13 protein-coding genes are annotated in these 13,612 nt (G+C 47.5%); all 13 read left to right on the top strand.

What is annotated here, in order from left to right; genetic code table 11:
- Positions 1-28: 28 nt before the first annotated feature.
- The 13 genes from ACETMN_RS31670 (at position 29) to ACETMN_RS31610 (ending at position 13,612) form a co-directional block, all read left to right on the top strand.
- A complete protein-coding gene (locus ACETMN_RS31670) occupies positions 29-910 on the top strand; it encodes a carbohydrate ABC transporter permease (protein WP_036606643.1) in 882 nt (293 codons plus the stop codon).
- A gap of 192 nt (positions 911-1,102) precedes the next feature.
- Positions 1,103-1,990, top strand: a complete 888-nt coding sequence (locus ACETMN_RS31665) for a carbohydrate ABC transporter permease (protein WP_373419796.1) — start codon at positions 1,103-1,105, stop codon at positions 1,988-1,990.
- Between the two features lie 236 nt (positions 1,991-2,226).
- The gene (locus ACETMN_RS31660) at positions 2,227-3,636 is read left to right on the top strand and encodes an MATE family efflux transporter (RefSeq protein WP_091012600.1); all 1,410 of its coding nucleotides are present in this window, start codon (positions 2,227-2,229) and stop codon (positions 3,634-3,636) included.
- Positions 3,637-3,883: 247 nt separating this feature from the next.
- Entirely contained in the window at positions 3,884-4,762 is an 879-nt protein-coding gene (locus tag ACETMN_RS31655) for a helix-turn-helix transcriptional regulator (protein WP_411735541.1), read from the top strand.
- 253 nt (positions 4,763-5,015) lie between these two features.
- Positions 5,016-5,726 (top strand): response regulator transcription factor, encoded by a 711-nt coding sequence (locus ACETMN_RS31650; RefSeq protein ID WP_076216802.1) that lies wholly within the window; start codon positions 5,016-5,018, stop codon positions 5,724-5,726.
- On the top strand, positions 5,723-7,228 hold the full coding sequence (locus tag ACETMN_RS31645; RefSeq protein WP_091012605.1) for a sensor histidine kinase: 1,506 nt from the start codon (positions 5,723-5,725) through the stop codon (positions 7,226-7,228). The genes ACETMN_RS31650 and ACETMN_RS31645 overlap by 4 nt, the downstream gene beginning before the upstream one ends.
- 60 nt (positions 7,229-7,288) lie before the next feature.
- Entirely contained in the window at positions 7,289-8,395 is a 1,107-nt protein-coding gene (locus ACETMN_RS31640) for a hypothetical protein (protein ID WP_411735540.1), read from the top strand.
- 239 nt (positions 8,396-8,634) lie between these two features.
- Positions 8,635-9,522, top strand: a complete 888-nt coding sequence (locus ACETMN_RS31635) for a rhodanese-related sulfurtransferase (RefSeq protein WP_210109331.1) — start codon at positions 8,635-8,637, stop codon at positions 9,520-9,522.
- Between the two features lie 12 nt (positions 9,523-9,534).
- Positions 9,535-10,182 carry a helix-turn-helix transcriptional regulator gene (locus ACETMN_RS31630; protein ID WP_411735539.1) on the top strand — a complete coding sequence of 216 codons (648 nt, stop codon included), beginning with the start codon at positions 9,535-9,537 and terminating at the stop codon, positions 10,180-10,182.
- A gap of 195 nt (positions 10,183-10,377) precedes the next feature.
- Positions 10,378-10,521: a PD-(D/E)XK nuclease family transposase gene (locus ACETMN_RS31625; protein ID WP_411735538.1), complete on the top strand. Its 144-nt coding sequence runs from the start codon at positions 10,378-10,380 to the stop codon at positions 10,519-10,521.
- Positions 10,522-10,537: 16 nt separating this feature from the next.
- Entirely contained in the window at positions 10,538-11,227 is a 690-nt protein-coding gene (locus ACETMN_RS31620; RefSeq protein ID WP_411735537.1) for an Rpn family recombination-promoting nuclease/putative transposase, read from the top strand.
- Positions 11,228-11,550: 323 nt separating this feature from the next.
- A complete protein-coding gene (locus ACETMN_RS31615; protein WP_047840843.1) occupies positions 11,551-12,600 on the top strand; it encodes an ABC transporter substrate-binding protein in 1,050 nt (349 codons plus the stop codon).
- A gap of 151 nt (positions 12,601-12,751) precedes the next feature.
- A complete protein-coding gene (locus ACETMN_RS31610) occupies positions 12,752-13,612 on the top strand; it encodes an ABC transporter permease (RefSeq protein ID WP_051154091.1) in 861 nt (286 codons plus the stop codon).

The following is a 13,612-nucleotide window of genomic DNA, read 5'->3' as shown; positions in this document are numbered from 1 at the left end:
TTTGAACGCTTGAAGGGAGGATAATGTGATGGACAAAGTCATGTCCAACCGTCTCGTTGCTGCGTTGTACGTGCTTCCTGCACTGCTTCTGCTGCTGGTCTTGGTATACATCCCGATCGTGCTCACCGGGTATTATGGGTTGATGCAATGGGACGGGATCGGTGCAATGACCTTTATTGGATTGGATAATTACGCCAGACTGCTTCAGGACGGAACATTTTGGCAGAGTGCAAACCATACTTTTTTGCTTGCTTTGTTCTCTGCGCTGAGTCTGATCGGTTATCTGATGATTGCTTTGGTGCTGTCAGGCAAGATTAAGGGTGCCAATCTGTTCCGCAAAATATATTTGATCCCGATGCTGCTGTCTTCGGTCGCGATCGCTCAGTTATGGCTGAAGATCTATCATCCCAGCAATGGTGTGCTGAACACCTTTCTGGAAGCGATCGGCTTCAGCAATCCGCCAGCTTGGCTGGCGGAGCCATCACTGGTGCTGTATGCACTGTTCGTACCGATCCTATGGCAGTATGCAGGCTTCTATATTTTGATCTATTATGCGGCCCTCAAAAATATTCCGGAATCTCTGGTGGAAGCAGCCCGGATTGATGGGGCAAGCCCTTGGCAGATCGCTTTTCGAATCAAGTTGCCGCTAATTACTGAAGTTATCAAGGTGACTGTGGTACTGGCTGTCGTAGGCTCACTCAAGTATTTTGATCTCATCTACGTGATGACCGATGGCGGACCAAATGGCTCCAGCGAAGTGATGGCCTCCTATATGTATCGTCAGGCGTTCCGTAGCTTCGACTTTGGTTACGGCAGTGCTGTAGGGTTCTTCCTGCTCTTGATCTGTCTGCTTGTTACCTGGCTGCTTCGTAAAGCGACGGCATCCAAAGATACGATCCAGTATTCCTGACGCTAGTTCGTGTCTGAAAACTCGCTGAAGTGCATCTTTTACCGCCTTTTCGCCCCCTGCTGCGTCACTTTCCCTTGACGTGCCCCGGCACGCCTGCGGAAAATTTCCTTGCTTGGAACGAAAATTCGGCAAAATCTGCCACCGTCGGAGTTTCCAGACACGCCCTAGTGAAATGAAAGGAGGTCCATCCCGGTGAAGACGGATACGGCCGTTAGATTGTCAACTTACCCGGGGACAAGCCGAGGTTCGGCATGGTTAAGGAGATTCGGATATATTCTGCTGTATTTCCTCTTGTCCCTGGTAGCTTTGCTGCAAATTTTACCCTTGGTATGGCTGCTGTTGTTCTCGCTTAAAAATAATCAGGAAGTATTCGACATGGCGCCTTTTTCCCTTCCTGCTACCCCGCGTTGGGAAAACTATGTCAAGGTATGGACAGAGGGAAATATCAGCTTGTACTTCTTCAACAGTGTATGGATTACCGTGGTCTCGGTGGTGGTCACCGTGCTGTTTGCCAGTCTGGTGACCTTTGCCATTACACGTATGCGCTGGAAGGGTCGTTCGCTGGTGCTGGGGCTATTCATGGTGGGTCTGATGATCCCTGTACACTCCACGTTGATCCCGCTGTTCAGCTTGTTCCTGAAGCTTCATCTCACAGATCATCCTTTGTCAGTCATCTTGTCTTATATTGCCTTTAATATGCCAATTACCATTATGATTCTACTCGGATTCTACTACGCGCTTCCCCGGGAAGTGGAAGAAGCCGCAGTGATGGATGGCTGCTCCGTGCATCGAATTTTCTTTCGGATTATCTTGCCGATGACAGCTTCGGTTATCTCCACAACGGCAATCATCAACATGATCTATAACTGGAATGAGTTCATCTTTGTTAATACGTTCATCAGTACGGATTCATACAAGACCCTGACCGTTGGGGTACAGAACTTTATCGGTCAATATACAACGGATTGGGGGGCCATTGGTGCCACGCTGATGATCAGCATTATGCCGATTCTGATTGCTTTTCTCATCCTGAGTAATCGAATCGTGGAGGGCATTGCTGCGGGTTCAGTTAAAGGTTAAAAGGTTGAGCGTCGAAGGTCCTTTCATCACTTGCTTAAAAGCGAGTGGGGAGGGGCCTTTTTTGTCTTCTAAAACCTTGGATAGTCGTACGGAAAAGGGACTAGATGAAAACGCCGAAAATACCTATTTATGGAATTACAAAAAACTTTCAACTTTTTTCGCAAAACTACTGCATTTTCAAACCACCTGTGCTAACATACCCTAAGAATTAAAGCCCACATGGGAAAGGTGAGAAAATGACAGCAATATCCTCAACCAAAGAGTCCCTTCGTTCTGATGCCAAGGATCTGAATCTGATTCGACTGACATGGCCTATTTTCCTGGAACTCTTCTTATTTATGTTGATGGGGAGCGTGGATACGCTCATGCTCAGCTCGGTATCCGATAATGCGGTCTCCGGCGTTGGAGCAGCCAATCAGATTATTTCTATCGCTATCCTTGTATTGGAAGTCATTGGACATGGTGCTGCGATTGTAGTCGCACAATATATTGGATCCAAAAAGTTAAGTGAAGCAGCACAAGTGACAGGTAATGCGATTACGCTGAACCTTATCGTAGGTCTGGTCCTGAGCGGAATCTTTCTTCTATTCGGAGGACATTTGTTATCACTCTTGAATATTCAAGGCGAAATTTATGATTTTGCCCGTTCGTATATAAATATCGTCGGTGGCGGGATCTTCCTCCAGGCACTCATTAATGCCCTGGCTGCGACGATTCGTACACATGGTTACACCAAAGAAACAATGTACGTCGCTGTATTCATGAACGTGATTCACGTGGTTGGTAACTATGCATTGATCTTTGGTCACTTCGGCCTGCCGAAGCTTGGGGTGGAAGGTGCAGCCATCTCTACGGTAGGGAGTCGGTTTATCTGCCTGCTGATCTTCTTCTGGTTGTTGTATCGTGTGAGCGAGGTACGGGTGGATTTCGAATACTACATTAAGTTGTCCAAGAAATTCATTGGCAAAATTCTGCGGATTGGAATTCCGTCTGCGATGGAATCCATGGTATATCATTCCTGCCAGCTCGTGTTCACGCTGTATGTGACCTATCTGGGCGCAGAAGCTATGGCAACCAAGCAGTATGCGGGTAACATCTCCAGCTATATCTACTTGTTCAGCATGGCGATTGGTATGGGGACATCGATCATTGTAGGTCGGCTTGTGGGTGCGCGACGCAAAGATGATGCGTACAAACGTGTTTTTGACAGTGTAAAATGGGCGCTTCTGGCCACAGTCATCATTGATGTAATCATCATTTTTTTCCGTGTGCCGCTGATGAGCATCTTTACGGATAATCCGGAAATTATCAAGCTGGGGGCTCAAGTGATTCTACTCAGTCTTTTGCTCGAAACCGGGCGTACCTGCAATATTGTGATCATTGGTTCCCTGCGTGCGGCAGGGGATGCGAAGTTCCCGGTATACATGGGTCTGATCTCCATGGTCTGCATGAGTCTGCCACTGGGGTACCTGCTCATATTCCAGCTTCATCTGGGGCTTGCTGGTGTGTGGCTTGCCATTGCGGCGGATGAGTGGACCCGTGCGGTCATTATGTTCTTCCGCTGGAAGAGCAGAGCTTGGGAGAAACATGAACTGGTGGAGCATGATGACGAAGAGGTTGGCGCACAGCCGGTACCGGCTGTCTGATTGTTGAGTTTTCGTATAGAGTCGGTCAAGGGGCAATGTTGTCCCTGGATCGGCTCTTTTTTTGTTTTTGTGAGGCGTATATATGCCCTTGTAACCAACGCTTAGTTACACCAACTCCGATGAGAGAATAATTCTCCAATTACGGTTATCTCGATATGTAGCAGAAATGATCAAAACGCCTTATGCTGTAGCACGTATAGTAAGGATATGGAAGGGGGATCTACCACAGTTGAGCCGTTACCGTGCAATGATTCAGCAAAGTTTGTTCTACATTGAAGCCCATCTGCATGAGGAGATCGGGCTGGAAGAAGTGGCATCCCAGGCGTTGTTGTCACCCTATCATTATCATCGGGTTTTCCGCAATGAGGTGGGTATGACTGTGGTGGATTATATCCGTAATCGCCGGATGAGTCTGGCATCCACAGCCCTACGATCCACAGATGCAGGCATTCTGGACATTTCCCTGGCATGTGGATTTGAAAGTCAGGAAGCCTTCACCCGTGCATTTTGCAAATTATATGGCATGCCACCAGGACGTTTTCGCAAATTGTTCGATCTGAAATTATTCGAAGGAAGAACCAGAGGAGGAGAATTACAGATGAATCAGACGTCAACAATTCCAGGTTGGATGTTAACGGGAAGTCATCCGCAAAATTATGAGATGGGCATTGACCCTGCCGAAGTGCATCAGGGGAAAGCTTCAGGATATTTGAAGGCAGTTACGCCGATGGAGCCTAACGAATTCGCAACGATGATGCAACAGTTCAGAGCGGACAAGTATGTAGGCAAGCGGATGAAATTATCGGGATTTGTGAAGACCGAGCGTGTGGACGCGTTCTGCGGATTATGGATGCGTGTGGATAATAATGTCCATGATGTACTTCAATTCGATAACATGCATGATCGGCCGATTACGGGTACGCAGCCATGGAACCAGTATAGTATTGTGCTTGATGTGCCGGAGGGCAGCGCGGTCATTTCGTTCGGGGTTATTTTGAACGGTAAAGGAAAAGTGTGGGTTGACAGCTTCCGCTTCGAGGAGGTTGATCTGAACACACCGCTGACACATATGGAGACAGAGTATGAGATGTCGGATGAGCCGCTGAATCTGTCATTTGAGGAGTAAATGCTGAGGTGATCAAGAAGTTGTTGCCTCAAAATCAGTAACATGAATTGGGAATCTATAGATCCAGGGCTGATCCAATCACGGGTTGGCTCTTTTTGTTGCCTTTGGGGTATAAAGAAAGTAAAGCGAAGTCCAAGCTGAGAGGATATGCACCTTTCATACAAATTGCAACTCATCCATAGCCATTTAACATAGACCTTGCTAACATAGACCCATAAACGAACTCATGACATAGATAAAGAGGATGAATCCCATGAATAAAAAAGTGCTTGTGGTAGATGACGAATCAAGCATCGTCAGTGCCATTGCTTACGCGCTGCGGCGCGAAGGATATGAAGTAGATACTGCGAGTGACGGCGAAGAGGCCTTGGTTAAGGTCGCATCGTTTCACCCACAGGTCATGATTCTGGACGTGATGATGCCAAGGCTTGATGGATACGGCGTATGCCGCAGGCTGGAGGACCGCGAGGATATCGGTATTATTTTGCTGACTGTCAAAAATGATATCGTGGACAAAATCGTTGGCCTGGAAATGGGTGCCGATGATTACATGACCAAACCATTCGAGATCCGTGAACTGCTCGCAAGGGTAAAAGCACTCATGCGCCGTGTTGAGAAAAGCAGTCCACCGCCTGACGATTCGAAGAATCAGGCCATCGTGAATGGCACACTGCGTATTCATGTTGCTCACCGCACGGTGACCGTGAATGAGGAGAAGCTGGATCTGACACCAAAAGAGTTCGATCTGCTGACCATTCTCATGTCCAATCCTGAGCGGGTGTACACAAGAGATGATCTGCTGGATCGGGTCTGGGGCATGGAATATGCAGGTGGCACACGGACCGTGGACATTCACATTCAGCGTTTGCGCAAAAAAATCGGAGATACGGATCAGCAAAAATTGCAGACCGTATATGGGATCGGCTACAAAGCATCTGCACCTGAACCAGGCGGGGCCATATGAGAGTCAGCATCAAGCTGAAGTTCAGTGTTTTTCTGGCGGCATTGCTTATCCTGACCGTGGTGGTGCTTAGTTCACTGGTCCTGCGCGGTATTGAACGCAATCAGCAGTCACAGATTGAAGGTATTCTATCACAGCAGACACGGCTGGTGAATCTGAATGTGCGACAGTCCTACTACACCGAGTCCGTTCATCTTGAACAGGAAGTCTTTTTACATCAAAACGGGCGCAGGCTTGCACAGGAACTGGCCAACTCTACCGGCTTGCCGATAGCACTCTATGATATGAAAGGCCAACAAGTCGGTTCATCGATCAGCTCCGGGGAGAGTGCGATTGTTCAGGATACGCTCAACTATGCACTGCAAAATAAAATTGCCTATCATGAACAAGGGGATACCTTGCTCTACGCTGCACCATTGGACGGTCCGGATGGGCAGATGGGTGCCGTGTGGATACAGTATCCGGTCCAGAGTTACCAAGATTTTTATGCCCGTATCCTTCAACTATTTATGTGGGCAGGGATTGCGGTTGTGGCGCTGAGCTTCATTCTGGGGTATCTGTTCTACAATCGGTTTGCTGTCGCGATTACCCGGCTGAAAAAGTCTGCAGATTCCATTCGCGAAGGGAACTACATTACGGAGTCTCCTTTAAAGCGCAAGGATGAGTTGGGTGAGCTGGGGCAGGGCATCTATTATATGAGTACATCCATTCAGCAAAATATCACAGCCATGCATGCGGAGCAGCAGAAGCTGCAACTAGCGATTGAGAAACTTCAGGCGCTGGAAAAGCAGCAAAAACAATATATCGGTAACATCAGCCATGAGTTCAAGACACCGCTGACATCGATCAAAGCTTATGTGGAGCTACTCGACATGTACAAGGATGATCCGCAACTCCTTGATGATGCCACGAGTAACATTGGCAAAGAAACGGAGCGGCTGTACGAGATGGTGGAGAAAGTACTACATTTATCTGCTCTGGAGAAGTATGACTTCGAGAACCAGGCCGAAGATGTAGAGGTCAGTGCTCTACTGGAGGATGCCTGTGGCCGGATGCGTGGGAAAGCGGAGAAGTTTGCGCTGAACATGGAACTGGATCTTGAACCGGCGGTGATCCGTAGCGACCGGGAGAGTCTTATGCATATTTTCATCAACATGCTGGATAATGCCATCAAATATAACATTCCGGATGGTGTGATACGGGTGAAGAGCGAACTACGGATGCAGGAGCGTCAAGCGATCATTCGCATCTACAACTCGGGTACGCCGATTCCGGCAGAGGCGCGGGAGAAGATTTTTGAACCCTTTTACACCGTAAACAAAGATAGAGCCAGAAAAACCGGTGGAACCGGACTGGGGCTATCTCTCGTGAAGCAGTTTGTTGAAAAACAGGGAGGTACAATAACCCTGCTGTCGGGCGATCCAGAAGCTGGGGAAGGTGTGACGTTCCAGCTCATGTTCCCTTTGGCTGATTCAAGTTTACAAGTTCGAAACAAGTCTGAATAACTTTGGAAGTATGCGATGTGTATGCTTGGTCTATAGCAAGAGAAACCAGGGGGGACCATCATGAATTGGAAACAAGCAGCTTTGGGCACGTTCGGAGCCATTGCCCTGTTAACGACAGCGGCATGCGGGGGAACAACGGAGCCGGGGGGCAACGCACAAGGTGGGAAAACGGGCACCGACATTACAGTAAAAGATAATACCAACACGTCCGTGTACCAGAGCTTTAAGCTGGAGAAAATTGATAAATTGCCGAATATGCGCGGAATTGCATGGCTAAGTGACGACTGGATTGTATCCGACAAGGAGAACAAATCCCTGAAACCCGTTAACGTTGAAGGCCAGGAAAGATATCCGCATAACTTATATATGTATGATCTAACCAAAGGTACAGACACGCCGCTCAAGGAAAGTGAAGTTAGCCTGGGTGCACCGTTGGTGTCACCAGATAGTCAGTACCTGTTCTACCGGGAGCCGGAGGAAAATACGGGAAAAGGCTACTTCCTGAACCTGCATAATGGGGAGACAACCCCTGCTGGCAAGGAGGATGGATTTATCCAAGAGGGCGCATGGCTGGATAATGAACATGTCGTTTTCCCCAATATGAAGGGTGATCTGATCTCGGCAAGTGTGGACGGTACAACAAAGGTACTGGTGGAGACGGGTAATTTCAATGTTCGAAGCATCAAGGTTTCGAATGGCACCATCTATTATATTACGGGCGAAGATGGCCAGTTGAATGCATACGATGCGAAGACGGGTGACGTGAAACAGGTGCTGAAAAGTGTGGAATGGGTCATCCCTTCTAATGATGGAACAAGGCTTGCGATTGTGAAAAGAACGGCGGATACCAAACGGGCGCTCGTACTCACCGATCTGGAAGGTAATGAGAAGGCCACACTCGCCAGAGGCACACAGATTTTCGGCACAAGCTGGTCGGGTGATGATTCCAAGATTGCGTATACGATCAATTCTGAGAATGATAATGAGAAAGGGCTGTTTGTCTCCAACACGGAGTCGGCTGAGCAGTTCCAGATCTCGGCGGATATGGACAACGCCTCTGACCCTCTCGCCTGGAGCCCGGAAGGCAACAAGATCCTGTTATCGCAGGCGGTATTGGAGAACGAATCGTATCACTTTGTAACCTCAGTCATTACGATCTCGGAATAGGATGATTGTTGTGGACAGATATGTTCCATATCTTTCATCCCTTTCTATACATTTATATTGACTAAGCTATTCCGCTTCCGATAAACTAGAATGCAGGAATAAAAGTCGAATGTCAGGCAGCAGTTCGAGACGATGTTTCGGGCGGCTGTTTATTTTCTTTTTAACAGTAAGGGTGCAACGTAGTCGTCTTGCCGGATGATCCGGCTAATAACAACATGGAATAGGAACAGGTGATATACATGTGTAACAGCGCGTACCGCGTGCTTTTATATTATAAGTTCGTGAAGATTGAAGACCCCGAGACGTTTACACAAGAGCATCTGCAATACTGCAAGGACCTCGGTGTGAAAGGCCGTATTCTGATCGCATCCGAAGGCATTAACGGTACGGTATCCGGAACGCCTGAACAGACGGAACAGTATATGAAAGACATGCATGCCAACCCGCTGTTCAGCGATATGGTGTTCAAGATTGATGATGTGGAAGAGCATGCGTTCAAAAAAATCTTTGTTCGTCACAAAGCAGAGCTGGTTACCTTCCGCGTGGAAGACGAACTTGATCCGAATGAAATTAGCGGCAAACGTCTCTCACCGAAGGAGTTCCATGAGCATTTGCAACGGGATGATGTCATCGTTATCGATGGCCGCAATGATTACGAATACGAAATTGGTCACTTCCGCGGCGCCATCCGTCCAGATGTTGAGTCGTTCCGCGAGTTCCCGGAGTGGATTCGCGAGAACCTCGGTGACATGAAGGACAAAACGATCATTACTTATTGCACGGGTGGTATTCGCTGCGAGAAGCTGACCGGGTTCATGATTAATGAAGGATTCCAGGACGTAGCTCAATTAGACGGCGGTATTGTCACGTACGGTAAAGATCCGGAAGTACAAGGACATCTGTTTGATGGCAAGTGTTACGTGTTTGACGAGCGGATCTCTGTACCGATTAACCGGACAGACGAGGATATTGTCATTGCCAGCTGTTATCACTGTGGAACGACACATGATCGATATATTAATTGTCCAACCTGCAACCTGCAGCACGTAAGCTGTGAGGATTGCGAAGAGACGCATAACCGCTTTTGCTCGGATGCCTGCCGGGAGGCAGCACCGGTACACGCATAAGCAGGAGAGCAGGTGCTGATCGTGAAGCGCGAAGAGGAACGAACGACGCGTGAACGGATTTTGTTCATGCTGAAGCAGCAAGGTACATTGACCGCGAGGGAAATGACAGTTGATCTGGGTCTGACCGGCATGGCCATTCGTCGTCATCTGACGGCACTGGAGCAGGACGGCTGGATCGAGGTTCGGGAGGCCCGGGCTACGGCCGGACGTCCGTCCTCGGTGTACCAACTGACGGTACGCGGGGACAGCTTTTTCCCAAAATCATATTCGTCCCTTACTTTGGAACTTCTTGAAGAATTGTCTGACTCTGCCGGTAGCGGTGTGGTGGATGCATTGTTCGAGAGTCGCCGGGACAAGCTGCTTCGTAGCGGATTGCCCCAGATGGAGGGCCAGGATCTGGCCGGACGGGTGGAGGAGCTCGCGCGAATCCAGAATGCCAACGGATATATGGCGGATGCGTCCAGAGAAGAAGATGGAACCTACGTCATTACGGAAATGAACTGCCCGATTGTACAAGTCGCGAGTGTATACAAGCAGGCTTGCCGCTGTGAACTGGAACTGTTTCGCTCGCTGCTTCAAGCTGAGGTAGAGCGTACCGAATGTTACGCCGATGGCGGCAAAAGGTGCAAGTATGAGATTCGCGAAGCATCGGGGAATTAACGGTTTATACACAAGAGATTGTTTCGATTCGTCGAAATAGTCTCTTTTTTTGATAATGAATTACGTATAAACGCTATTTCCATATGGTGATGCGTGTTATAATGGAGTTAACATCCAGTGCATGTTCGCATCCTTATATTTGCTGATACTTCAGCAGATATATTCTGTTCATTTTGCGCGTAGGAGTGAATAATAATGACAGAGTTGCTTGATCCCAAGAACGATTATGTGTTCAAACGAATCTTTGGAAGTGAAGAGAATAAGGATGTTCTTCTGGCTTTTCTGAATCATACCTTCAAAAATGCAGGCGAATCTTTACTGACCGAGAGATCAAGGTGAGCTAATTAATGTTGAAATGCAGTTGTTTAATCAGTATGATTTAGAGAAGAGGACTTTGTTCTATTGGGGTAAACAATATTCCGGACAATTACTTGAAGGACAGAGATATAGTCAGCTCAAAAAATGTGTTGCAATCAACATTGTTAATTTCAAAATGCTCGCTAATGACCAGTACCACAACGTATTTCGCTTAAGAGAAGACCATACCGATATTCCGTTGACGGATGTCATAGAGATTCATTTTATGGAAATACCAAAGCTGAATGATGAAAATATTCAAATACAGGATGGATTGGTGCGTTGGCTGTTATTTCTGAAAGGAATGACTAAATCAAGCTGGGAGGCGTTAATGATGCACGAACCGGAACCGGCTTTGAAAAAAGCCATGAGTGTATTAGAGTTTCTGAGCCAGGATGAGCAAGCACGTCAACGATATATCGACCGACAAAAATTTCTATGGGACGAAGCTTCCATGATTGAGGGCGCACGAGAAGAGGGTCTCAAGAAAGGCATGGAGGAAGGAATTCAAAAAGGAATCGAAGAAGGGATTAAAGAAGGGATTAAAGAAGGAATTAAAGAAGGTGAAGCTGAGAGCAAGCGGAAAATTGCATTGAATATGCTCACCTTGGGTCTTGATCATGAGACCATTGTCAAAGCGACGGGACTAACCTCTGCTGAGCTAAAAGCAATTCAAGAAGAAAAATAAGCTATCTATATGAGGCTACTCGCATAACATGTGGGTTGCCTTTTTTGATCTTATGTAATGTTTTCTATCACAATCATACGATGAGAGTAAATTGGAAGCGGTTCAACCATTGACGGATACCGGGACGCCCCTTAATATTAGGGGAACAATAAAACACCAACACGGGTCATGGACTTCAGTCGCATGAGAAAAGTCTATATTTGTCTGCTTTTGTCGATCAAAGCAACAATGCGTTGAAGCGTTTGTTTTGTCCCGCCCTATCGTGTCAATGGAATCTCGATAAGGGTAACCACATTTTATAAGATGGAGAGGGGTTCTCACACATGAAAAAGAAATTTTGGATGTCACTGATGATGGTTGCTTCAATGATCGTTGCAGCAGGTTGCGGAAATAACAGCGGTACAGGCTCGGAATCCGAAGGATCAGGGACCACAACAGGTGGAGGAAGCGAGGAAAAATCATACCAGATTGCCATCTCGCAGATTGTTGAACATCCATCTCTGGATGCTACACGTGAAGGATTCATTGCAGCCCTGAAGGAAGCGGGCATTGAAGAGAACAAGAACCTCAAAATCGATTACAATAACGCGCAAGGTGATTCGACGAACAACCTGTCCATTGCACAGAAAATCTCGGGTGATTCCAAAAATGATCTTGTACTCGGCATCGCAACACCATCTGCGCTGGCGCTGGCTCAACAAGTGAAGGACAAGCCATTGCTGTTCGCAGCGGTAACGGACCCGTTGGGTGCCAAACTAGTGACCGATATGGACAAGCCGGGTGGCAATGTTACAGGTGCATCCGATACGAATCCGGAAGCTATTGTACAATTGGCTGACTTTATCGCTAAAAATCTGCCGGATGTGAAAACGGTGGGCTTGGTCATTAACGAAGGTGAACCAAATGCGGTGGTTATGGCAGATAATGCAGAAAAAGCGCTCGCAACACATAATATCAAGCTGGTGAAAGCACCGGTTACAAATACATCTGAAGTAAAACAGGCAACGGATTCTCTTGTTGGCAAAGTAGACGCTTTCTACATCACGCTTGATAACTCTGTCGTGAGTGCGGTTGATACGATCATTCAAACGGCGAACAGTAATAAAATTCCGTTCTTCTCCAGTGATCGGGATACCGTTGAAAAAGGAGCTTTTGCAACGGTTGGCTTCAAATATTATGACCATGGATATCAGGTTGGTGAGATGGCCGCGGACATTCTGAAAAATGGTACAAAACCTGGTGATATGAAAGTCACCGTTCCGGACAAACTGGATCTGATCCTGAACCTGAAAGCGGCTGAAGCCCAAGGTATCACGGTTACGGATGAGATGAAAGCGGAAGTAAAAGACCAGGAAAACAACATTATTCAATAATCTGACCGGAGTGTAAATCCGGCAGTATGGATGCGAGGCGAACATGCAACGGGTTCGCCTCATTCTTTTTGATAGACAGGGAGGAAGTAGTGTGAGTATAAGCTGGAATTCAATTGAAGGGGCGATCGAGCTGGGGCTTTTATATGCACTGATGGCACTTGGTGTATATATTACGTTTCGCATACTCGATTTTCCTGACCTTACCGTAGACGGAAGTTTTACAACAGGGGGCGCAATCGCGGCGGTGATGATCTCCAATGACTTTTCTCCTTGGCTCGCCTGTCTGGCGGCAATGGCTGGCGGTATGGTAGCCGGAGCTTGTACGGGCCTGCTTCATACCAAAGGCAAGATTAATGGATTGTTATCCGGGATCTTGATGATGATCGCGCTCTACTCCATTAATATGCGTATTCTTGGCGCACCGAATAAATCCATTATGGGTATGGATAATCCATTCTCAGGTGAGCATGTCATGGTACTAATTATCATCGTGGTGCTGGTGTTTAAAATCATGCTCGATCTGTTCATGAAAACAGATGTTGGACTGGCACTCCGCGCGACAGGTGATAACAAACGCATGATTCGCAGCTTTGGTGCAAATACGGATGTGACTACGATTGTAGGGGTCAGCTTATCCAATGGATTGGTTGCCTTGTCTGGTGCATTCATTGCACAGCAATCAGGCTTTGCAGACATCACGATGGGTATTGGTATGATCGTCATCGGACTGGCTTCAGTGATTATCGGTGAGGCCATTCTTGGAGCAAGAACGGTATTCTGGGCTACACTTGCAGCGATCGTTGGTTCAATCATTTATCGAATTGTGGTCGCCCTTGCCCTACAGGTCGAATGGTTTGATACATCTGATCTGAAGTTGATCACCGCGGTGATTGTCATTATTGCTCTTGTATTCCCAACGATGCAGCGCTCCATGAAGCAGCGTAGTCTGGCTCGCAAACGAACGGAAGAGTTGATGCGATCCGGGGGTCATCAGGCGAAGGGAGGTATGTGA

Origin of the sequence: Paenibacillus sp. M2, assembly GCF_046713495.1 — a bacterium.
Taxonomy (GTDB): domain Bacteria; phylum Bacillota; class Bacilli; order Paenibacillales; family Paenibacillaceae; genus Paenibacillus; species Paenibacillus amylolyticus_B.
The sequence above is the reverse complement of the archived record's forward strand: the minus strand, read 5'-3'. Positions and strand labels throughout refer to the sequence as shown.

What these genes read in the sequence shown, in the direction of transcription:
- ACETMN_RS31610 (WP_051154091.1), top strand. Translation starts at nt 12,752, where the DNA reads ATGGCACTTGGTGTATATATTACGTTTCGCATACTCGATTTTCCTGAC.
- ACETMN_RS31670 (WP_036606643.1), top strand. Translation starts at nt 29, where the DNA reads ATGGACAAAGTCATGTCCAACCGTCTCGTTGCTGCGTTGTACGTGCTT.
- ACETMN_RS31615 (WP_047840843.1), top strand. Translation starts at nt 11,551, where the DNA reads ATGAAAAAGAAATTTTGGATGTCACTGATGATGGTTGCTTCAATGATC.
- ACETMN_RS31625 (WP_411735538.1), top strand. Translation starts at nt 10,378, where the DNA reads ATGACAGAGTTGCTTGATCCCAAGAACGATTATGTGTTCAAACGAATC.
- ACETMN_RS31645 (WP_091012605.1), top strand. Translation starts at nt 5,723, where the DNA reads ATGAGAGTCAGCATCAAGCTGAAGTTCAGTGTTTTTCTGGCGGCATTG.
- ACETMN_RS31655 (WP_411735541.1), top strand. Translation starts at nt 3,884, where the DNA reads ATGATTCAGCAAAGTTTGTTCTACATTGAAGCCCATCTGCATGAGGAG.
- ACETMN_RS31640 (WP_411735540.1), top strand. Translation starts at nt 7,289, where the DNA reads ATGAATTGGAAACAAGCAGCTTTGGGCACGTTCGGAGCCATTGCCCTG.
- ACETMN_RS31650 (WP_076216802.1), top strand. Translation starts at nt 5,016, where the DNA reads ATGAATAAAAAAGTGCTTGTGGTAGATGACGAATCAAGCATCGTCAGT.
- ACETMN_RS31660 (WP_091012600.1), top strand. Translation starts at nt 2,227, where the DNA reads ATGACAGCAATATCCTCAACCAAAGAGTCCCTTCGTTCTGATGCCAAG.
- ACETMN_RS31635 (WP_210109331.1), top strand. Translation starts at nt 8,635, where the DNA reads ATGTGTAACAGCGCGTACCGCGTGCTTTTATATTATAAGTTCGTGAAG.
- ACETMN_RS31620 (WP_411735537.1), top strand. Translation starts at nt 10,538, where the DNA reads ATGCAGTTGTTTAATCAGTATGATTTAGAGAAGAGGACTTTGTTCTAT.